The sequence below is a fragment of the Pseudomonas sp. S10E 269 genome, assembly GCF_002798465.1.
GTDB classification, from domain to species: Bacteria; Pseudomonadota; Gammaproteobacteria; order Pseudomonadales; family Pseudomonadaceae; genus Aquipseudomonas; species Aquipseudomonas pergaminensis.
This window is the reverse complement of sequence record NZ_PHIJ01000002.1, coordinates 1-19,543: the sequence shown is the minus strand read 5'-3', so window position 1 is coordinate 19,543 and position 19,543 is coordinate 1. Positions and strand designations below refer to the sequence as shown.

The 19,543-nt window shown below is 55.1% G+C and carries 16 protein-coding genes; 1 reads left to right on the top strand and 15 read right to left on the bottom strand.

Annotation, left to right across the window (positions count from 1 at the left end; translation table 11 throughout):
* Both CWC48_RS29925 and CWC48_RS29920 read right to left on the bottom strand, forming a co-directional pair.
* Complete coding sequence (locus CWC48_RS29925) at positions 1 to 2,586, bottom strand: hypothetical protein (RefSeq protein ID WP_100492553.1); 2,586 nt, start codon at positions 2,584 to 2,586, stop codon at positions 1 to 3.
* A 1-nt stretch (position 2,587) separates the two neighbouring features.
* Positions 2,588 to 3,742 carry a hypothetical protein gene (locus CWC48_RS29920; protein ID WP_100492554.1) on the bottom strand — a complete coding sequence of 385 codons (1,155 nt, stop codon included), beginning with the start codon at positions 3,740 to 3,742 and terminating at the stop codon, positions 2,588 to 2,590.
* A 121-nt stretch (positions 3,743 to 3,863) separates the two neighbouring features.
* Here CWC48_RS29920 and CWC48_RS29915 point away from each other — a divergent pair, with 121 nt between their 5' ends.
* A complete protein-coding gene (locus CWC48_RS29915) occupies positions 3,864 to 4,193 on the top strand; it encodes a hypothetical protein (protein ID WP_100492555.1) in 330 nt (109 codons plus the stop codon).
* On the opposite strand, the gene CWC48_RS29910 is transcribed toward CWC48_RS29915, so the two are convergent.
* The 13 genes from CWC48_RS29910 to CWC48_RS29850 form a co-directional block, all read right to left on the bottom strand.
* On the bottom strand, positions 4,188 to 4,850 hold the full coding sequence (locus tag CWC48_RS29910) for a hypothetical protein (protein ID WP_100492556.1): 663 nt from the start codon (positions 4,848 to 4,850) through the stop codon (positions 4,188 to 4,190). The two genes, CWC48_RS29915 and CWC48_RS29910, sit on opposite strands and share 6 nt — an antisense overlap.
* Positions 4,851 to 4,852: 2 nt before the next feature.
* Positions 4,853 to 8,527 carry a hypothetical protein gene (locus tag CWC48_RS29905; protein WP_100492557.1) on the bottom strand — a complete coding sequence of 1,225 codons (3,675 nt, stop codon included), beginning with the start codon at positions 8,525 to 8,527 and terminating at the stop codon, positions 4,853 to 4,855.
* 98 nt (positions 8,528 to 8,625) lie between these two features.
* Positions 8,626 to 10,320: a hypothetical protein gene (locus CWC48_RS29900; RefSeq protein ID WP_100492558.1), complete on the bottom strand. Its 1,695-nt coding sequence runs from the start codon at positions 10,318 to 10,320 to the stop codon at positions 8,626 to 8,628.
* A gap of 17 nt (positions 10,321 to 10,337) precedes the next feature.
* A complete protein-coding gene (locus CWC48_RS29895; RefSeq protein ID WP_100492559.1) occupies positions 10,338 to 11,993 on the bottom strand; it encodes a hypothetical protein in 1,656 nt (551 codons plus the stop codon).
* Between the two features lie 69 nt (positions 11,994 to 12,062).
* Entirely contained in the window at positions 12,063 to 12,626 is a 564-nt protein-coding gene (locus tag CWC48_RS29890) for a hypothetical protein (protein ID WP_100492560.1), read from the bottom strand.
* Positions 12,627 to 12,788: 162 nt separating this feature from the next.
* Positions 12,789 to 13,010: a hypothetical protein gene (locus CWC48_RS29885; RefSeq protein ID WP_100492561.1), complete on the bottom strand. Its 222-nt coding sequence runs from the start codon at positions 13,008 to 13,010 to the stop codon at positions 12,789 to 12,791.
* Between the two features lie 91 nt (positions 13,011 to 13,101).
* Positions 13,102 to 14,454: a hypothetical protein gene (locus tag CWC48_RS29880; RefSeq protein ID WP_157806839.1), complete on the bottom strand. Its 1,353-nt coding sequence runs from the start codon at positions 14,452 to 14,454 to the stop codon at positions 13,102 to 13,104.
* Positions 14,455 to 14,638: 184 nt separating this feature from the next.
* On the bottom strand, positions 14,639 to 15,022 hold the full coding sequence (locus CWC48_RS29875) for a hypothetical protein (RefSeq protein ID WP_157806840.1): 384 nt from the start codon (positions 15,020 to 15,022) through the stop codon (positions 14,639 to 14,641).
* A 58-nt stretch (positions 15,023 to 15,080) separates the two neighbouring features.
* A complete protein-coding gene (locus CWC48_RS29870; RefSeq protein ID WP_100520214.1) occupies positions 15,081 to 15,842 on the bottom strand; it encodes a hypothetical protein in 762 nt (253 codons plus the stop codon).
* Positions 15,843 to 16,128: 286 nt separating this feature from the next.
* Positions 16,129 to 16,542: a hypothetical protein gene (locus tag CWC48_RS29865; RefSeq protein ID WP_100520213.1), complete on the bottom strand. Its 414-nt coding sequence runs from the start codon at positions 16,540 to 16,542 to the stop codon at positions 16,129 to 16,131.
* 137 nt (positions 16,543 to 16,679) lie between these two features.
* The gene (locus CWC48_RS29860; RefSeq protein WP_100520212.1) at positions 16,680 to 17,045 is read right to left on the bottom strand and encodes a hypothetical protein; all 366 of its coding nucleotides are present in this window, start codon (positions 17,043 to 17,045) and stop codon (positions 16,680 to 16,682) included.
* A 48-nt stretch (positions 17,046 to 17,093) separates the two neighbouring features.
* Entirely contained in the window at positions 17,094 to 17,540 is a 447-nt protein-coding gene (locus tag CWC48_RS29855; protein ID WP_100520211.1) for a hypothetical protein, read from the bottom strand.
* A 67-nt stretch (positions 17,541 to 17,607) separates the two neighbouring features.
* Positions 17,608 to 18,114 carry a hypothetical protein gene (locus CWC48_RS29850; RefSeq protein WP_100520210.1) on the bottom strand — a complete coding sequence of 169 codons (507 nt, stop codon included), beginning with the start codon at positions 18,112 to 18,114 and terminating at the stop codon, positions 17,608 to 17,610.
* Positions 18,115 to 19,543 lie beyond the last annotated feature (1,429 nt).

The window sequence follows — 19,543 nt, the reverse complement described above, 5'->3', positions numbered from 1 at the left end:
TCAGTTCACCTCGGCTGCTGTGTTTGGGGTAACGATTGGGGTCAGGATCTTCGAGTAGATAGGCTCGACGTAGAGTCGCTCGTACATCATTTGGCCGAACTGCGGGAAGTGGTGGATGGCCTTCAGGTTGCCGCCATCCAGGTCGGCTTTGCTGAACAGTGGTGCGTGACGACGATAGTCACGAGAGAGGCTCTTGTTGCGATCCAGCTGCTCACGCTCGTTGCTCTCCGCGTCGTGGCGACCACCCTGGGTATCGATGATCGAACGATCCTGAGTACGGGCCTGGTTCATTCGCACGGCTTGGACGATGCCCAGATCGCTGATGAACTTAGGTCGCTTAACCTGGACGTCGAAAATGTTGAATGGCACCACGATCTTCAGGGGCTTTTTACGGGGCATCTGCATCACGCCACCGTAGTGATCTTCTCGATCAGCCTGGGTTGGGAATGTGTGGCTATCACCCTTGTCAAAAATCCAGGTCATGCCCGATGTTTCTTCCAGCCATTTGCCGGCACGTTCGGAGTTTTGAGGGTGGAAGATTTTGTGGACGTACTGGTGCTGCAAGTTATCGAACGACTTGTCACCAATGACATTCACGGCAGTCTCGAATTGCTGGAACAGGGTGTTGATGTGAATGCCGTAGGAGCGTGTGATGTTCGGAGCACTGCACAAATCCAGGCCCGTAGAGCTGCCGTCGTCACCATTCATGAACAACTGGGCTTCGTCGACAATGATGAAGACTGGGTGGTTGAGGGCATCGATACCCTCCTTTTTGAACCGAACCTCCCGACGCTTGCCAGAGGCGAACATATGGATCAGCAGGAAGAGCCCTACGGCGCGCATGCCGCTGTATTCGGGCGGGATGCCGTAGCCTGCGAACTTTCCCTCCAGGATCACTGACGGATCGAGGTAGCCTTTGCCGGTGCGACCTTTGGCAAAACCATCGGTGATTTCACCATCGACGAAGAAAGGAGAAAGAGCGTTCTTGTAGTTGGCTTCTACGCCGATCGCCGTTTCTGCAGCACCTGCCAGGCGCGCCCAGTCCTTGATCCAGAAATCAATGGCCATCTCCAGGTTGGTACTCCAAAGGGCGTTGCGAAGCTGCTCGTCGTTCTCCAGCTCTTCGGAGATTTCACCGATAACCTTGTACAGAAGCTCTGTGTCCCGCCCGATTTCCCGAACAAAGTAAATCGACCAAGGATTGATGTCGCCATTGTTGATGCAGTACTGCAGACCCGCCTTGGTCTTTGAATAGGCCCAGGCAAGATGAACTGCACGAGTGAGCGCATCTCGCGTTTGCTGCGCCCAGAAGTCGTCGGCCCCGGAGCCATACAGCTGCTTGCTGAGGATGATGATTGCAGCAACCGCTTCCGATGGGGTGAACCCATGGAGCAGCGGAATGCCGACCTGCCCCTCATCTACACCTACGACCGGAAAGCCTTTGGTGTCGATGCCGATCTTCTCCAGGTAGCGAAAGCCTTCGCGCCACATCGAGCTCTTGCCGCACATCATGAGGCCAGAAGTGCTCAGCCCTGCCTGCATGGTCTGCACAACCTTCTCGACGAACGCAGGGAGCCCGGATGTTTGGGTTTTGCCAGAGCCAATGCGACCTGTGGTCATGGCATTGGTCATGCTGTCCTCTGCCGAGATGTAGAGCACAGAGCCCTTCTCGACACCGAACAGCGAGCCGCGTGCTCGCGCTGTGCCGTCGGACACACCCAGGCGATACAGACGGTCACCGCGTGACAAGCGATAGTCGCGCACCTCGCACTGCTTGATCTTAACTTCCAGTGCGTTTTGGAGATCTGCCGAGTTGCCTGTGAAAAAGTCCAATGTGGCGAGGTTGAGGCCAACACTTGCCATTTGGTCAATCACGTCATCGGTTACGGTTTTGCCAACAATGACATCGTGCATAAAGGCAGCAATGCGTTTCCAGAACAGGAATGGCAATGCCACGCCGGCAGCAGTAGCCAGGTACTTGAGGATCGAGGTTGTGTAAGTGGTCGCACCACCAAAAGAACCACCCCAACTATCCATCGAGCCCGCAAACGACAGCGAGATATCTGGAGTCAGCTGGCCAATCGAGGAAGCCAACACGCCTGCCATCGCTGTGCACGCGATGAATGCCCAGGACACTGCATGACCGCGACTATCGGCATAGGAGTTGGCAATAAGGGTGTCAGTGAAGCAATGGTCAGCAAAGAACAGTGGGTCTTCACCCCAGTATGCCTTGCCCCACACGATCGGGGAGTAGTTGTTGACCGGCACCAGGTAGGCAAACGCCTCAGGGCGACCGTCATTCGGAATCACCTTCTCGCGCAATGCCTGCAGGTCGCCGTTGAGCTCAGGCTTCTTGCTATCGGAAAAGCGTTTCTCCATCTCGGCAGACCACTTTTCGGCGGTGCTGTATTGCAGGCCGAAGCGGGTTACATCGGCGATTTTTGCACTCAGCAGCACTGCTGGCTTGAGACGACCAGGAAGGCTCGGCAGGCCAAAAACTACCGCCCGTGGAAGGTCGACAAAGATGGCTCGGAAGCCCTGGCGAAGGAACTGCGTGACAGCTCCAGTTTCGACGGAATCGCTCATGTTACTTGCCCTCGGCGGTGATAGAGGTGAGGAAGTCGACGGCTTTGCCGGACTTGCTGTAGTCCATGCGGTCGAGGCCGAAGCTGTTGCTGCAGGACTCGCTGCTGCAGCTCATCAGGCGGGCCACGCGCTGACCTTTGTCTTCTGCCAGACCGATCCACACGCCTTCCACGGCGTACTTGCCAGTCGGGCGGTAGTAGACCTGCAGCAGGTTCTTGAACGGCCCTGCATCGACATCAAGGCGCATGGCGGGCTGCAAGGCGCACCCCTTGACGGACGAGGCCTTGGCCAACTCGCGCTTGTTGGATGCCTTGGCAAAACCTTCTGGCAGCTTCTGCTCTGAGGTGTCCAGCCAAGCACGCTTTGCTTCGCTCACGAGCGCGACTGCCTCATCCTGGGAAAGGGCACCAAAGAAGGCCTTTTCGCTGTGGCTGGCATTGCAGATGTCGTCGAACTTGCTACCGGCGAGATAGCTTTCACGAAGCTCTTTTCCCGACATGAGGAACACCTTCTGCGCATCCTCTGCGGAGGTTGCGCTTACACCATCCTGAAAGTTGATGAAGCGATAGAGGATGCTTTCCTGCGAGCTGCAGGAGTACCCGTTAGCAATCTTGCTAGCGCACTTATTGGCGTACGCCTGCTGTTCTGCAGCAGGGATCTTCACTGCTGCATTGAAGTCGCCGGCAGTGATCTGATCCTGATTCCAGTTCGGGTACCGGGTCGTGATCCCGTCCTGGAGAACCTTCGTGTAGCTCCCGGCAAGACGAGCAGTCATCGTCGACTGGATCGACGATTGAAGGGAGGCGATCTCCTCGCTCGAAACTGCGCGGGCCGCGAACAGGTTGCCGGCAGGCTCAAGGCGGATCGGAGTCGCATGGGTGGTCGCAGCCATGTACCCCACAACGCCCAGACCGGCCACCAGGGGCACGGTGACAATGAGCGCACCCTTCACGCTTGCACGGACAACCTCAGCCAGGCGCAGGCGGTTCACAGAGCCGACGTTGCGCATGAGCTCGGCATCGGTCTGGCATTCGTAGCCAAAAGCCCCGTCGCGGATCTGCTTCAAATTGACGAATGGCCGAGCCTCTGGCTCAACCTCAGCAGCGGCCAAGGCCCGCTGGTACCGCTCTTTCAAGCTACTGATAAAAGCCTTCATGCCCGAACCCCTAATTTGCATTGGCAATTTTTCGTCATTGCTGACGTACATGAAATATACGAGTACACTGGCACCGTGTCAACGCATTTAGCACAGTGAAAAATGGGAGGTTGGCCAGGTGATGACTGATCAGGGTGTGAGCGCACGGCAGCGTCGGGAGATCGAGACGATTGCGTCGATGATTGAGGAGGTCGTGATGAACCTGACTGCTCATCCGCTCGACAAGCGCTTCACGGACGAACAGCACGCCTTTGTGTTCAAAGGCATGGCTGGGGAAGTCCGGGTGTCATTTGTTGCGGGGGTGAGCTGGATGAAGGCCCCTGGAGGGGCCGAGATCTACAACAGGAAGGGCTTTAAGATCCCCGACCTTGATATGGCCAGGGTGGTTGGCAATCGGCTGCTAAATGAGCTGATGACCATTTACAGGCAGGTCGTGATTTCGGGCTTATGAGCCCGGCTGATCTTTCCCAAACACATCGCGATCGAAGTGACCCCAGCTGAAGAGGCGCAGCATCCGAACGATCGTGGCATCCAGGCTGAACACTACGCCGCCGACGGTGATGGAGTAGTCCTGGAACGACACCTCTTCCAAAAATGCTGGGTCATCGGCGGTGCTGATCTCCAGGGGAATGATGATGTCGTTCGAGAACACCAGGTCGTACTTCGCCCGATGCTTCCCCTCAGGGGTGTTGCTCAGGAACTCGATAAAGATGAAGTCGGCCACCTCGGCCTGCTCGATGAACTCGATTTGAACAGAGTGCTTGCGGATCTCATCCAGCTGCTGGGCCCGATGGGCGCCGTACTCTTCCATCACGCAGTAGCTGACCTTGACCAAGGGGTTGTCGTCAGAGCGATAAGCATCTGCAAGGACAGCCTCGATAAACTGCTCGGTCGCCCTCCCCTCGTAGACTGGCTGCTGATGCAAGCGCTTACCCGAGGTGTGCATCGGGTGAAAGGCAATCACCCCTGTCGCAGGGAAGTAAAAGCCCTTTTCGATGTCGACAGGCGCAGGATTTACCGCATAAGCAACATGCTGGGATACTCCTGGGGTATCCGCAATCTTAGCGCGAGCAAACAGAAAGTTGTCTCTGTAATGTTTGCCTGTCATGTTCAAGCCTCCACATCATGGAACGGGCTAAATTCGTTCGGATCGTATTCGAAATCTTCTTCATTATTGCCATAGATAGCGCGCTTGACGCTATCAATTTCTCGCTGAACTTTGTCGGCCTGTTCGTAGAAACTTTCACCAGCAATTCTTACGGTGTTTTTGTATTCGCGAGCAGACTTTAGAAGCCCTTGAATTTCAACCATGTCTTTAGTCATGGACATTTCGCGATTGATTGCCGAACAAACTGTGGCTGCGCTGAACTTCTCACCAGCGGCAATCTTTTTCTTGAGACTTTCTGGCATTCTGGCTTCGAAAGGCTCAGAAGTGTACTGATCAAAATATCTGCGACGAGGATTCTGGAAGAGCGCTTCCACAGTGCGTTTGCGAGTAGCGGTTTCCTCAGCAAACTCAAGGTCGCGGCTCTCCAAAAGGTTCACGTGCCGGTACGACTCAGCCTGGATGCCTGGCTTGCTGCCCAAGCCTGAAGCGCCAATGCTGTAGCCCATAAGCACGCCCTGATGAACGGCATTCGCACGCGGTACGCTCCGCACGGCGCACGACTTGAGGTTTCTATGTTCGTCGCACTGGAAGTAGACCTTTGGGGCGAGAAAGAAGCCGTGGGTGATTTCGACTTTCTTTCCAACATCAAGGGTGCCAAGGCCTTCACGGACTATTGCGTCCTCAAACTTGAGTTGACCCAAGCCGGTGCCGAACTTGAACAGCTTGGATGCCTCGATCGCCTTGACGATATCGTCATGTCCAATTCGGTTGCCTTGGCCATCAAGCAAGGGTACCCCGATCTTCACGCCGTCAGTGTCTGCGGAAAGGAGCTGGTAACCAGCGCTGTGGCAGGCCTCTACCAGCTGGAAAAGCAAAACCTGGCCTTTGTCCGTGATCTGGCTAGCAAATGGCCTCTGAGCGTGAGGGGAGGTCGAATCAGCCAGGCCTAGAGTGCCGTGCCGCTCAAATACTTGAGCCTTACCGTGCCGGCGCGGAAGAGCATGCTCGTACGACGAGTATGTTGTGATCTGCGCTGCAGCCCAGGCGCGGAAGAGATCATCTGGCACTTTACTATGCTTCTGCTTGAGCACGATCAGGCTGTGCTCCAGGTCTTCACGCTCAGCGCTATCGGTTGCCTTGGAGATGCGCTCCTCAAGATCCTCATGCTGCTGCAGGAAGAAGCTGAGTCGACGATACAGTTGAGGCCAGCCAACCTTTGCTCCTGCTTCGATCGAGAAGTCGGCGATTTGAGCTTTGGGAATCAAGGCCTGGGCCTTGAGGACAAATTCATCAACTCCCGACCACTCAGGGTCAAGCGACTGAAGGATTTCGATGGTTTCGATCACGTCCTCTAGGTCGTAGAGATTGATGTCGCGCTCAGGTTTCTGCCCCTGCGCGTAGCTGCCATAACCCCCACCAGTCAAAATCATCTTGATCATTTGAGCACGGGCACGGAGAAGAGCTGCAAGCTCCAAATCCCCTCTATTGGCCGCGTCGTTCGCAGCCACCCTATACTTCTCACGCAAGGCGTAAGTAAGTGAGTTGAAGAGGGCTAGAGGTGCTTGAGGCACGCCATCAACCTTCACATAGGGCTTGCCCTGAGCATCGTTGTTGACTACCGCCTTAATTCCGAGAATCGCTGCGTGACGTGATCTGTTTAGCCAGGTTTTTTCGCCAATCACATCCTTTCCGCGCTCACAAAGATAGACAACCATGTCGTCGTCATTTTCGGTCGGATAGCTGCAGTAGTATCCAAGCAGAGAGGCTGTAACAATGCCCAGTGTTTTCTCAACAAAGCGCGGGCGAATCATTCGCGAATCAAGGCCCTTTCCTTCAGTTCTGAACGGAATTGGTGGGCACTCGTTGAAGAATTTCGACTTACTTGGCGAAAACTGAACTGTGAAAGTTCCGCTTCTAAATTCAAGCATTTTCAGGATTTTTAGACGGCCACGTACAACCCACGCCAAAACTTCTTCGCCATGTTCATTGATGACTTTTTCTTTGGTCGCGAGGCCTGAGTCAATCATTACCTCGGTGGGGTAGGAGGTGCGATATGAGTGGTGCTGGAATCCGAGGCCAGCATTAAGCGCCTTGCCTCCCAAAACGTCGGGTCGGATTTTTACCCCTGACTGCGCAACCAGAGCATAAGCCGAGTTAATGTCCAGGCCTTCAACACTCGTTCCTGGATAGTTTTTCGACCCATAGCCCTCGTTACCACCCCCAAACTGACTATGGGTGTCGAATAGGTTGTCTTCCTTGTTTGTAAAGATAGGATTGACGATGTACTCAACATCGTTTTTACGCAACATAATCCCATGTCTTTGCAGCTCAGTTCCCGACTCAATTAACTCTGCTACTTGAGCATCGCTAAGGATTGTAGGGAATCCACCGCTCGTGATGGCTGCGATCTTGGTCTCTTTGAAATGATGTTTGAGGCTGTCTTTGATTTCATATGTGCCATCTGGATTCCGCTGATATTGGCTCATATACCAGTAGGACATAGACAGCGCAAAACCAGCAGTAGAGGCTGTGTTATAGCCAAGCGGGTGAAGCGTGCTCATGACCTCCTCCCCAAGGAAGTCAGCCAAGGGCTCCATCAGCTCTTTGTATGCAGAGGTGTAAGTGATTAAAGCATTGGCCAGCACAACCACGTCAGACTGAGTGTATGCAATATCATCAATAGTCTTCTTCCAGTCGGAAAGGGCCAAATAGGCAGCAGGGGAAAGCCTGTCCTTAAAGGCTTCGAGGTCAGCCAGGTGAGCATCCACCAAGTACGGCCTCAAATCTCTCAGGGTGACTGAGTGGCCTCGCTCCTTCATCCAAGAGATAGGGTCTTTGAACTGCGTAGGCAGCTCTCCCTTAACAATGGATGACCCAAGGTCTTTAAGCTTGGAAGGCATCAGCCAGTAGCTATCAACCATCTCATACTTGATGCCACCCCCTTTACCGCAAGAAAGGGTGATTCTTGGCTTATTGCTGAATGACTTGATTTCCCAGCGAATTCTTCTCTTGCGCCCGTTTACAGTGATGTAAGTGCGCATTTTCGAGTTTTTGTCGATGCCGAGGTATAGCGCAAATCCAACCCAGTCAAAACGGGAGCCGGCATGGGCCCAGCACTTGCCAACGACCCTGCTGATCTTCTCTTGCTCAGAAATGGTAATCAGACTTGCGAACGACTCAAGGATCAGTTCTTCGAGACCCTTGAACGACTTGAAGATTTTTACCTTGTCGAGATCGTCTTTGCCATACAGTGATTGCCTGTCTGGGTCGAACGACATGAACCCGCCGTGATGGAGCACGCCAGGTCGGAATTGGTAGTTCTCACCATCCATTACATCGAAGCGACGAGGCTTGTCCTTGATGTTCTGCTGAAGAACATGAACTTGCTGGCTCTTCTGAGCCTTGGGAGTGCGCCGCGACCAGACACCCTTGATATCGACTACGTCTGCCTTGTGCGTTACTGGGGTGTGTAGTTCCAGATACTGACGCTCCGCCATCAGGCGGTGCTGCTCCTGACCGTACTCACGCCCGCCCTTTGGAGGGGTGTACTCCTTACCCTCAGCCTTAGCTTTCAACCTCTCACCGCGAACCTCTGCTCGGCGCAGGGCAGCAGCTTTCTGCTTTTCCAGGAGGGTGTCAGTGTACTCGCGGCTAGGAACTGCTTTTTGGCGGGGCATGGTTCGATCTCCAAGTCTTATCTGTCTGCCATAAAACAATTATGCAACGTGCTAAATTCCGAAGTAAAGCACATTGCACATTAATTTTTCATGTGCATTCAGCGACGGGGCTTCATTCCTGGGCCACCCTGCTCAGGGCCCTGCCCTGGTGCCTTTCCCTGATCATTCGTCAGCCCTGCAGGGCGATCCTGCTGAATGCCGGCATCGACTTTGGACTGTTGGTAAGCCTCATTTCTGCTCATCGGCCTCATCAGCTGATTCAGCAAGCGCTTTGAGAGGTCGCTCAGGGAGGAACTGGCTTTGACTGCCACCTGGGCTCCGTTACCGATCCGCTTAAGCTCCTGAACCATTGCCTGGGCCACGCTCTCACCTTTCTCCAGGGCACGCAGGAAGGTGGATGCGGCAAAGCGCTTGCCCTCATCCCTGTCCTCCCGTTTGACCCTGCTGTCGCCGCGTGAAAGCCTGCTGTAGCTCTGACCAAGCTTGCTTACGCGCTCGACGTTGCGGGCAAACGTGCGACGACCATCGAGCATCAGCATCAGGCTGTTGCTGAGAGCTGCATCATGACCCGTGATCTTGTCGACCATTCGCTTCGCTGATGTGAACTCACCCGGTTTCTTCCGAGCTTCCTGGATGAGCTTGGCGGCTCGATCCATGTCGATCTTGCCGACAGTGTCCTTTCCGAGGCGCTTGGCTGAGCCAATGGCCAGGATCATCTGAAGTCCACGATCTTCCAGCTCATCCAGGCGCTTGCCAGCAAACTCGCGATACTGCTTGTGGAAGCGCTTGACTGCTTGAGCCCCGGTCTCCCCTTTCAGGGACGTCCTGAATTTCATGCCGCTTTGTTTGAGGAAGGCTGTCAGGAAGCTAACATCATATTTATCGCCGCGATGCAGATCGCGAATCTCTCGATCCAGCTTCAGAGTCGCCGATTTGATGACGACTTCGTTTTGCTGATGCAGGCGCTGGGTAGCGTAATACTGCTTAGTTCGAACAAACGCCTCCTGGGCCGAGGATCGAGCAATGTCCTCAAGCTTGTTCCACGTCAGGCCTGCTTTAACGCTGCGATCAAATGGTTGTTTGGTAATAGGGTTGAATTCCCTATTTTTCTCGATTGCAGTCAGCGTCAACTTGTAGTTATTGATCGCGACATAATGCTCCCGAAATCTCCTGTAGAAGTCAGGGTACTTGAGGGCAAAGCTTTTAGAAGTTGCTTGATCAATACCAACCTTTTCTGTGATCTCCTCCTGATAGGAGGAGTAGTTATCTTTTTGATAACCGCGCAGAAAGGATGGTGACAGTCCCTCTCCAACCAGAACATTATCCAGATGGTCACGGAAATGAAGGCTGACCTCCCCTGTCGAACCGAAGCTGCTGAACTTCTTAAGGGCTCCAGCAACGCCACGTTTTTGTGGAGGATCAATGTACTCATCCGCATCAAGTCTGCGCAGCGCTCTCAGTAAATGAGACGGGTCATTAGGATTGACCTCCAGCGTGTACTGCTCATCCTCATCCTCATCATAAACCTCAGTTCTGGCCACCCTTAAAGCATGAATGCTCTGCTCAATCGGGATTGGCTTAAAATGAGTGAAGGGTTGAGTTGCAGGGACATACTGCTCCCGGCCAAAGCTAGGGTCGAACTCTCCAACTCCCTGCTTAACGAAAGGCCCCTTTAATCGGTGAGCGAAGCCCTTGTTAACAGCGTCTTGCTGCAGGGCCTCATCCTCGTAGAGGTCATCGATTTCGGCGTACTCGGCCTCAATATCCTCTGAGGCGGGATAGTGATCTGACATTTGGATTACTCCTATTATTATTGTTGTTTGTCAGTTTCATTGGATGAATCAAGATCACGCTGGAGCATCTCCAAGCCAAATTGCTCAGCAAGATTCCTCTGCGTTTCCTCAACCCCAGCAACCACCATAACCACCAACTTCTCAAACAGATCTCTGTAGAGAGCCAGCTTCCCGTTTTCGTCCGCAGCGACCATGCGCTGAGCGATGCCGTGGGCATCCTTCGCGGCTTCCATGTACGAGATGAAGTTGGTGTTGGTTTCGACCAGGTACTCGCGGATCGTGCCAAAACTCTTCTGCACAACGCCGATATCAGATCTGGCGTTATGAATGTCGCCGCCGAGTGACTTGGTTGCGATTTGAATTTGCTCAACCTTGTCCTGGATCTCGGCCTTGACCTCCTCCTGGGCAGTATCCAGCTCGGAAATGGCCTTGCTGATTTCCTTGGAGAGGTTCTGTACGTTCGTGTAAGCCGCCCCAAGCCCTTCAAGCACTTTGTGAAAGTCACTGGCCTTGAGCTGCTCAGCAAAGCCGTCCAGCTTCTTCCTGGAGCCTTCCAGGAATGTCTCAACCTCTCTTTCGAGCAGAAGGCTCGCCTTACCAACCTCGTTTGAGAGCTTGGTGTTGAAGGTCGTCGACGCCTCTTTCAGCAACTCGATGACACCCTGCCCCTCTGTCGAGTAGTAGTTCACCATCTGCTGAACCTGCGCCTTGAGCATGGCCATCTGCGAGACGTTGTCAGCGGCATTGGTCTCAGCTTCGTGCTTGATACGCGCAGCGGCCTGCAAGATCTCCTTCGTCGAGCGCTTGAGCTCATCAGGAAGCTTGTTCATCGCCTCAACGAGATCCTTCTTCATCGCCTTGTTGACCTCAAAAAACATCTTGGTGGTCAACATGCCCTTTTCGACGCGACGAACCGAGAACTGAACCTCGGCCAGGTACATCTGGCTGGCTTCAATGCCCTGGATGACAACGTCCAACAGTGCAAGCATGCGCAAGGTGTTGCGCTCGATGCGCGTGGTGCGCATGTCGATGTGATTCGACTGCCGGCGCAGCTTCACAACCTGACCGATGGTTTTGGTCGAAGTGGTTTCGATCGAAGCCAGCTTCAGGTCAATGCCAGCTGCAACAGTGCCAAACATCTCGCGATCAGCAGAGCTCGCCCGATTCGCCTCGGCGACTGCCCCGGAGAGGCTCTCGTACTGACCTGCAGCAGTGCGCTGCTCAGTAGCCAGGATGTTGAGCAACGAAAGGGCTGAAGTGGTCTGCTCGACCAACTGGCCAGTCTTTGCGGCTGCGCTCTGATCGCTGGTCAGCAGGTTGCTGAGCGTTTCTGTGAAAAACCGGAGGGTTTCGTCAAGCTTGCCGAAGCGCTGATCGATCAACGCTTCGCGCTGCCCCGACAGCTCATCGCGGCGAGCGATCGCCGACACAAGCTTGGCCAGTTCTTCGCTGTTCTTTTCAACAGACGAGCTCAACCCGTCAACGACTGCGAGCTTTTCGCCCATACCGTTGACGGATGAAGTGAGGGTTTCGAGCTGCTGCGACTCGCTCGATGAATTCGCATCTAGGCGCTCTATGCTGGCCTTTAGCTCACCAAGCTGCGTTAGCGCCTTGTCAAGACGTGCTTGACTTTTACCTGGTTCTGCGCCAGGCTTTTTCGTGTCATTAGTCATTGCCATTTCCCCAATAGATGGTAGTGCAGTGCGGGCTCAGAGGGGTGCCACCCTCTGGGCTTTCTTTTTTTATGCGTGACCTGCGTTCATTTCGCGCTCCAGGCGCTCCATTTCGCTCAGCTCTTCTTCAGAGTCTGCAGCGCCCTTCTCGCCTTCCTCTTCCGAATTCGCCTGGTGCGTGCCAGCACCGTGCTCATCGTTTTCAAACGCCAGGTTTTCCTGGTTCTTGCTGTCGCCTTCGGAGCCGCCTTCGTTCTTGGCGTTCTCGTCTTTGCCGGAGTTGTCCTGGCCAGGTGGGGTGTCGTCACCCTCTTTTGGCAGGACGGCGGCAAGCGACGCCCAGTCAGTGAAATTCTCCAGATCTGCAATCCAGCTGGTGTCTTCGTCGAACGCCTTTACCAGCTTCTTCGAGCCAGTGAAGAACGCAGCGAAGATCATGGCTGTGACCTGAGCGCGAGCATCAACGCGACTAAGGCTGCGACCTGTGGCTTTACGCTCGGCATCTCGCAAGGAAGCAGCGAAGTACTCCACGGCAGATGCGTGATCACCAAAAATCTGGGTAGCAACACCCTCAGCTTTTGGCTTGGAATTTTTGGCCTTGCTTACCAGGCCTGCGATTTGTGCGGTACTCATGGGTGTTTTTCTCCGTAGTTTTTTCGTCCCACTAAGATCAGAATACTACGGAGCACTTGACGCTTCAAGTACGCTTGCAATTTTCTTTCAATTATTTTAAATCCGAAATTCGAGCCAAAATTCAGCTCGAATTCCTGGGTCAAAAATGCTGACGAGATTTGCTTAGGCACTGACTCTAGCCTCGGCCACGATCTTGGCGTACTCGACAAGAGCAACGTTCATGATCTCACTGTCGTTCAGATGCGGATGGACTCGGCGAAGCCCGTCGAACGACCCCAGGGCGAGCGGCGTGATGTACACGCTCATCTGCTTCTTCCGCTCTGATTCGGGCTTCGGCGGGCGCCCCGGCTTGCGGTTTTCTACATCGGAAGTCATTGAATTCATAACGTATAGCCTCCTGTCGGGCAACAACACATCATTGTTTACAGATGAGTGATGTGTTGATCAAGACATTTCTCACATTTTTTAAAGTTGCTTAATTGCCAACGTACAGAAACCACTGCCGGCCTTGCTTTTGGATCACTGACTGCTGACCCGCGATCTTAAAAAATGTCGACACCAGGTCTTTGCCGAAGCCCAGCGCAGCAGCAACCGAGTCGGTCTTGATCGCCTCGTCCGGGGGCATCTGCAGCAAGTGCTCGCGGAACGTGCTGTAGCGCTGCTTCTCGTGCGGCTTGAGACCCATCATCAAGTCAGGCTCAGGGTTTGGCTCGGGTGCAGCTGCAGGGGCAACAGGAGCCGGCTGGGAGTACTCGACGACAACAGGGGGCACGGCTGCAGCAGGAGCAGCCTCAGGGGCAACCTCTACAGCAGTAGTTGGAGAAGGCTCAGCTTGTGGCAACCCAGCCTCACGCACGGGCTCATGGGGCTCCTGGGGAGCTACTTGGGCATACACAGGCTCATCCAGGGCTTTGACTGGCTCAACAGGCGCAGCCTCAACAACTGGCTCCTTCGGTGCCTGTGCAGGAGTCAAAACCAGGGCTGGAGCAGGTGGCTTGGCAGCGCTCTCCTGGCTAACCTTCTCGCTGGCCAGCTCGGCATCGAGCACGCCCTTCAGACGAGCCAGGTAAAGCATCATTCCCGAGGTGATCAGCTCGATCAGGACTGCGGCAATGAGCATCACGCGCTCTGAGAGCGTAGTAACCACCACTACGGGTGCTTGCACAGCCATAGCCTCGCGCTTCTTGATGCTGTCGAGCAATGAAGCAGCTTGTTCGGCGCGAGCGCGGTCGACACGGGCATTGGCATCGGCATCGATCAGCATCAGTTCGCTCAGGCGGGACTGAAGCTTCACCACGTTGTCATCGATCCGGTCAGCAGGCTTGTCATAGTTCTTCAAACGCTTAATCCGGGCTTGCTCCTGAAAATCCCGGATTGTGTTCTGCAGCCCTGCCCGCTCCGCAGAGACGACAGGTTCGACAGGAGTGAGCAGGGATTGATACATCGCCCGATCAGATTCCAGCTGCCTGGTTGCTTCACCCAGGGCGTGCTCGCTGGCCAGCAAGGCAGCCTTCTGCTGCTCGGAGCTATGCACGATCGTTTGATGAATGACGAACATGACGCAGCCCGAGATCGAGGCGGAAACCAGGGCAGCAAAGAATGCTGAGGGATACCAGCGCCTGCTCAGGCAGTCACCACAAACGCCCCAGCTCAAGTAGCCAAGCGCGACTACAAGCACGCCAACAACCGCTGCAGCGATGCCAGCAGCGGGCGGGCTTTGAACGAAGAGATAGCATCCGTAAGCTACAAACCCGGTCAGGATCATAGCCAGTGAATTCGTTACGACGCTCAGCAAGCGGTGGCGTCGACGCAGTGTTGTGTAGCTCATATATACCCACTCCCAATATCCCATTCGCTCCCGGTTTTCAGTCCGGGGTTGTCCCTGGGTCAATCCCCCGTGCCAGGGGTGATATTGAAATATTAAAGGTGGATAATTGCAGGCGTCAATGCCATTTCATGTGCATTAGCTGTAAATTTCTCAATTGCATAAAAAAGGGCCTTTCGGCCCCCTTTTACGCTGCTTCCTGTCTGACCTTTCCGGTGTCTGCTCGCAAGAAACGTGGCAGGGGAATCCACCAGCAGGCTGCCCAGAGCACTACAAAGATCCCTGCGTTGCCGGCAATCGTCGCAACGGCCAGGAACGGGTATTTGATCCAGCCTGGAATCAGCCAAGTGACGAGAGTCATCGGATACGTGATGAAAATCGCAAGGGCTTCGACAATCCCCCAGTACTTCATTTTGATCACCCCGATCATCAGTACGTTGATGCCGGCAACATAGCCATCGTAAACCTCAAAGATTGTGCGCGACTCAGGATGCTTGAACGACGCAAGGATCGAGAGCGGCAGGATCACGAGCTTTAAGTAAATCCAGACAAATCCGAGCAGTCGGTTCATGGCATTGCCCTTGTACATGAAAGGTGAATCTCATTGTACATTTTTCTTTGAAAAGTCTCTAGATTTTCATTGAGAAAACTTCGTTGAATTCCTCATATTCGTGCGATTCAATCTCTGAAATCTTTGCAGAAATTTCGTCAGGCCTATGCTCCATCGCAGCCTCAATCTTGCTGCGGATAAATGCTGAGTGGCGATAGTCCAACTCACCGCGATCATTCCAGAGTTTTTCTGGGTAACCGACCGCCTTTCCAACGTCGCGGAGAAATTCAACGTCATCGACAAGGCGATTCTCGATGTGATCAATCACATCCGAGATGCTGTCTTGCTGAGTCCAAATGCCACCGGCCCCCTGAAGCTGGATGCCACGTTTGGTCTTCAAGATCTCGAAGTCGCCCCCAAGGGTTTCGGACACCCACTCCTGCGCATCATCGAGCTTGATCAGAGGCTCAATCCCACGCTGCCGGCATTGCTCCTGGATCTGCTTGTCGATCGCAATCTCGTGAGCCACCGGGTAGGGATCAGGGCCTGGCTTCATGCGCGCATGATCGACACCGAGCGTCTCGGGATTGAGATACGTGCGAATGCTGGATACCCCAGAGCCTGCAAAGCTCAGATCGAAGGATGCAAAGACCCCATCCACCCCCTGACTAACCTCCAGCTTCGTGACGGTAATCGCGCTCAACTCGCCGCCTGGAAGGTAGGGCTCCACCCGCCCTTTGGGCGATCCCAAGCTCACCCGAGGTGGCACAGGTGAAAGGGGGCGGGTCACTACTGGCGCTTGCTCATGTTCCGCCTGCGGCAGGTTGTCTTGGGTATCCATGCTGCACCTCATTTATTGATGTACTAGGTACATTATCGCTAATGCGCATGAGGCAAGGCAAGATCGCCCCTTCGCCCGCAGGGCGACTGCTTTTGATGTGAGCTTTTGCGATCAAACCCGCTGCGCGGGCGAGCGAGCGAGCGAATTTTTTGCTGAATGTTGTCCGACACTGGCACCCCTGCGGGGCCGGGAGCGTGGTTGTTTGCGTTTCTGAGGGGTGTTTGGGGTTTGGGGATTGAATGGGAGCGCCAGCGGGCTGAAGGGCCTGCTGGGCGTTCCTGGTGGCTCAATGGAGGGTGGTCGCGGTCGACAAGCCCCGCTGCGCGGCGAAGCGGTACCAGGCCCGTTCCTGGTGCTCCAGGATCTCGGCCTCGATCGCGGCCAGGTCGAGGTTGGCCAGGCGGGCGCCGATCGCTCTGACGCCGTCCAGGTACTGCTGAATCCCCACGAGCTCCTGCAGGCTGAACTCACCCCGGCCAGGCGCGGGGGCCAATCCTGGAGCTCGCGGGAGCGACGGGATCGAGGGCGGAGCGAGGCCGGGAGTCAGCGGGCTGGGCATCACGTGCACCAGCTGCTCGTGCCGGCGAGCCAAGCGCAGCCTCCGATCGAGGTCGGGGTGAGCCTGGTCGACGGGGCTGGCCATCAGCACCAGCTGGTCGAGCTGCTCCAGCACGCATGCCCTCGCGGGCACCAGGTGCATGCCGGCGCCAGCCGGCGTTGCTCCAGGAATTGCCTGTACCAGGAGCGGTGCCAGCCACTCCGGGGCCCGGACTGAAACTCTCCGGGGGCTGAGTTTTTTCACTGTGATCATTGTCGTGCCTCCCCAGGCCGATCAGATCAGTGCCTGGTAGGAGCGAGCAGCTCCGCCCTGGCGGTCGGGTCGCCCAGGATCTCCATGGCTTCCTGAAGCGTGTGACGGCGCATAAGCAGGTTCGACATGCGCTTGGCCTCGCGCAGGTAGTCCTGCAGACCCATGGAGTGGCACAGGTGCGTCAGGGTGCGGGCATGCTGCTCATCGAGCGTCAGGCGCAGCATCGAAGAGCTGCAGACGGCATCGCAGCACTCGCACCTGGTGGCGATCCTGGGAACACCGCGCTCGTCCCTGACCAGGTCAGGAGTAGCAAGGCCGTGGCGGTAGAGCAGGAACTGACGCACCGGGATCGAGGCGAGGTCAGCAGGAGTGAGGATTGGGAACGTGGTCATGTTGGTCACCTTTGTTTTTTTTGTTGTTGGTGGTGGGTATTGCAGGGGTTACAAGCCCAGATCAGCTGCGAATCGCCTGTCGCGAAAGTAGTTTTGCCCAGAGTCTTCCAGGGTCTGATAGAGAGCAGGCAGGCCAATCAACTGAATGACGTCATAAAGGGTCGCCAGCGCTACGCTGTGAGCCTCCAGACCAAACTCTTTCGAGATGTGGTGCAGTGTTTTATGGCACTGGATTACTCGCACAAAGAAAGCCGCATCCTTGGGCGAATACTGATCGAAATCATCGCGCACCATTTCGTCGATACAATCCTCAGGACAGCACTGCTTGTGATTGAGGGTGTACATGCTGTCATCGCCTGACCATTCTAGATACTCATCGACTGTTTTTGGCCACTTCTGGCGAAGCGCCATAGCCTTGCACGCATCAATCATCATCGTGACCAAGGCACCATCAAGGTCAGCCAGAAAGCCTATGTTGGGTTTTGAATTGCTCATGTCGGTCACCTTTGGTCTTCTAGTTAGTGGTGGGTTGTGAAGCGAGGCATCCTTGCCCCTGATGGCCTTACAGCCCTTGTTCCTTGATGAAGTCGCGCAGGCCTTCGAGCAGCATCTCGCTCTCAGTCGAAGGGCAGAACCACTTGCCCTTCATGTAGCGCACGCCAAAGTCGCTTACAGCCAGGGCAGGGTTGTTGCGCTGAGAAAGCTTGGCGAAGTCGTCAGGCTTGTAGAAGTAGACGCGGTACACGCCGTTGTTGCCGGCGCTCTGGCCACGAGTGTGAACCTCGAACCCACCTTTGCGGATGCGGGCCACCAGGGTCTGGAGAACGGGTGACTCCCACTCCAGGAAACGGTTGCGCAGAGCGAACTCTGATTCACTCAGCACCTCGGCGCGCAGGGTTTTTACTTCATCGATCAGCGCCAGCGAAACGTGGCGAGATTCTTCCAAGTATTTACCAACCCTTACATTCAGGGCGCGAGCTTCATCGCGAAGTTCGATGAGCATGGCGTTGATACCAGCCTGAATTTCTTCGTTCGAAATGGCGGAGGTTTGGGTGTTGAAAGTGTTCATGGCATTGCCTCTCTTCTTATTATTATGAAGGACTTTCTTGTCTCTCCATACTTCTAATATACCAATGTGCTAAATTCGGATCAATAAATATTTGCAAATTTCTTTTAAATAATTTAAAGGAAATTTCACATAAAAATTCGAAAGTTTTTCTCCTGAATTTTTAGGCAAGAACACAAACCCCGGAAACCCCGGAAGATTTTTGCTTTTGATTTTGAACCCAAACCAAATCGCTCTTCGCTCTTCAGACCAGGTCATGCCGGGTCGAGAGGGGTGATGCACAGGGCCGGGGGCCGAGCCTCCTCGATCCTGAGATCAGGACTGGGAGTGGGGGGCCACCAGGGGTTGATCGCAAAGAGAAAGCTCTTGCCCCCAAACCTGATCCGGGGCCAGGGGCGGAGCGAATGCGGAGTCCCGGTGCCTCGGGTCGACCAGGCTGGCCAGCGAAGCGGGGCCAGCCTGGTCATGCCGGCAGGCAAGCAAGGGCGAGGCCGCGCCGGCACTTGGGGTCAAAGCCGAAGGCTCTTGATCTCAAACAACTGCAGGCGTCGCGGGTGAGCTGGGCCTGTGTGAGCGAAGGCGAAACACATGGCGCTGCGAGCAGCTGAGCGAGCGACTGCGAGTGAGGCCGCGATGCCGAGGCGGATCTGGTCGGAGCGAAGGCGTAGACCAGGTGCCTCACCAGGTGCAAAGCGCCTGGCCAGGTCGACGAGTGAAGCGAGGAGCCTGGTGCTCTTCGAGGTGGCCAGCAGGTGGAGCGAAGGCGGAACAAGCCTGGGCGCCTCACCCTGACCCCGATCGAGCGAAGGCGAGGGAGGGCAGGGGCTTGAGATCAAATAAGGCTTTTGAGGTGCTGGGGCTGCAGGGCTTTCTGGGGAGGCCGAGGTGGTGGCCATCACCTCGCGGATCTGACCAGGTGTTGATGACCAGGTGCTGCAGGCCGAGTGTTTCAGGGTGGAATTTCTGGCGGGATCGCACCAAAGAATCATGCCCAGGATCATGGCTGGAAAGCTCAGGGCTGAAGGGCTGGTGAATTTCAGGGGGTTGGTGGGGCAAAGATCATCGCGATCAGGATGGGCTTGCAGGGGCCTTCATGAGAGGGTGATTTTCGAGGTGGCCAGCCTGACCAAGAAAGTGCCGGCAGGATAGCCAAGCATAAAGGCGCGACAGATTGAGTTGTCACCAGGAGCACCCGGCCAATGGTGCTGGAGGCTCGCCGCGATCGATGAGGATCGAGAGCGAGAGAAGGGGAGAGCTTTCCACCTGGTGATGGCCTCGAGCATTGAGGGCATTATGGGCGGCTGATGCGTACATGAATTTTACAGCCACAAAGCATTGCCAAATCATGGACATTAAAAAACCCCGGAGCTGGCACGCTACCGGGGTCTGCGGGGGAGGCAATCAACTTCACACACAGTTAATGTAGCGCGAG

Coding starts and splice junctions, on each gene's coding strand:
- CWC48_RS29925 (WP_100492553.1), bottom strand. CDS start 2,586: ATGAGCGATTCCGTCGAAACTGGAGCTGTCACGCAGTTCCTTCGCCAG.
- CWC48_RS29920 (WP_100492554.1), bottom strand. CDS start 3,742: ATGAAGGCTTTTATCAGTAGCTTGAAAGAGCGGTACCAGCGGGCCTTG.
- CWC48_RS29915 (WP_100492555.1), top strand. CDS start 3,864: ATGACTGATCAGGGTGTGAGCGCACGGCAGCGTCGGGAGATCGAGACG.
- CWC48_RS29910 (WP_100492556.1), bottom strand. CDS start 4,850: ATGACAGGCAAACATTACAGAGACAACTTTCTGTTTGCTCGCGCTAAG.
- CWC48_RS29905 (WP_100492557.1), bottom strand. CDS start 8,527: ATGCCCCGCCAAAAAGCAGTTCCTAGCCGCGAGTACACTGACACCCTC.
- CWC48_RS29900 (WP_100492558.1), bottom strand. CDS start 10,320: ATGTCAGATCACTATCCCGCCTCAGAGGATATTGAGGCCGAGTACGCC.
- CWC48_RS29895 (WP_100492559.1), bottom strand. CDS start 11,993: ATGACTAATGACACGAAAAAGCCTGGCGCAGAACCAGGTAAAAGTCAA.
- CWC48_RS29890 (WP_100492560.1), bottom strand. CDS start 12,626: ATGAGTACCGCACAAATCGCAGGCCTGGTAAGCAAGGCCAAAAATTCC.
- CWC48_RS29885 (WP_100492561.1), bottom strand. CDS start 13,010: ATGAATTCAATGACTTCCGATGTAGAAAACCGCAAGCCGGGGCGCCCG.
- CWC48_RS29880 (WP_157806839.1), bottom strand. CDS start 14,454: ATGAGCTACACAACACTGCGTCGACGCCACCGCTTGCTGAGCGTCGTA.
- CWC48_RS29875 (WP_157806840.1), bottom strand. CDS start 15,022: ATGAACCGACTGCTCGGATTTGTCTGGATTTACTTAAAGCTCGTGATC.
- CWC48_RS29870 (WP_100520214.1), bottom strand. CDS start 15,842: ATGGATACCCAAGACAACCTGCCGCAGGCGGAACATGAGCAAGCGCCA.
- CWC48_RS29865 (WP_100520213.1), bottom strand. CDS start 16,542: ATGCACCTGGTGCCCGCGAGGGCATGCGTGCTGGAGCAGCTCGACCAG.
- CWC48_RS29860 (WP_100520212.1), bottom strand. CDS start 17,045: ATGACCACGTTCCCAATCCTCACTCCTGCTGACCTCGCCTCGATCCCG.
- CWC48_RS29855 (WP_100520211.1), bottom strand. CDS start 17,540: ATGAGCAATTCAAAACCCAACATAGGCTTTCTGGCTGACCTTGATGGT.
- CWC48_RS29850 (WP_100520210.1), bottom strand. CDS start 18,114: ATGAACACTTTCAACACCCAAACCTCCGCCATTTCGAACGAAGAAATT.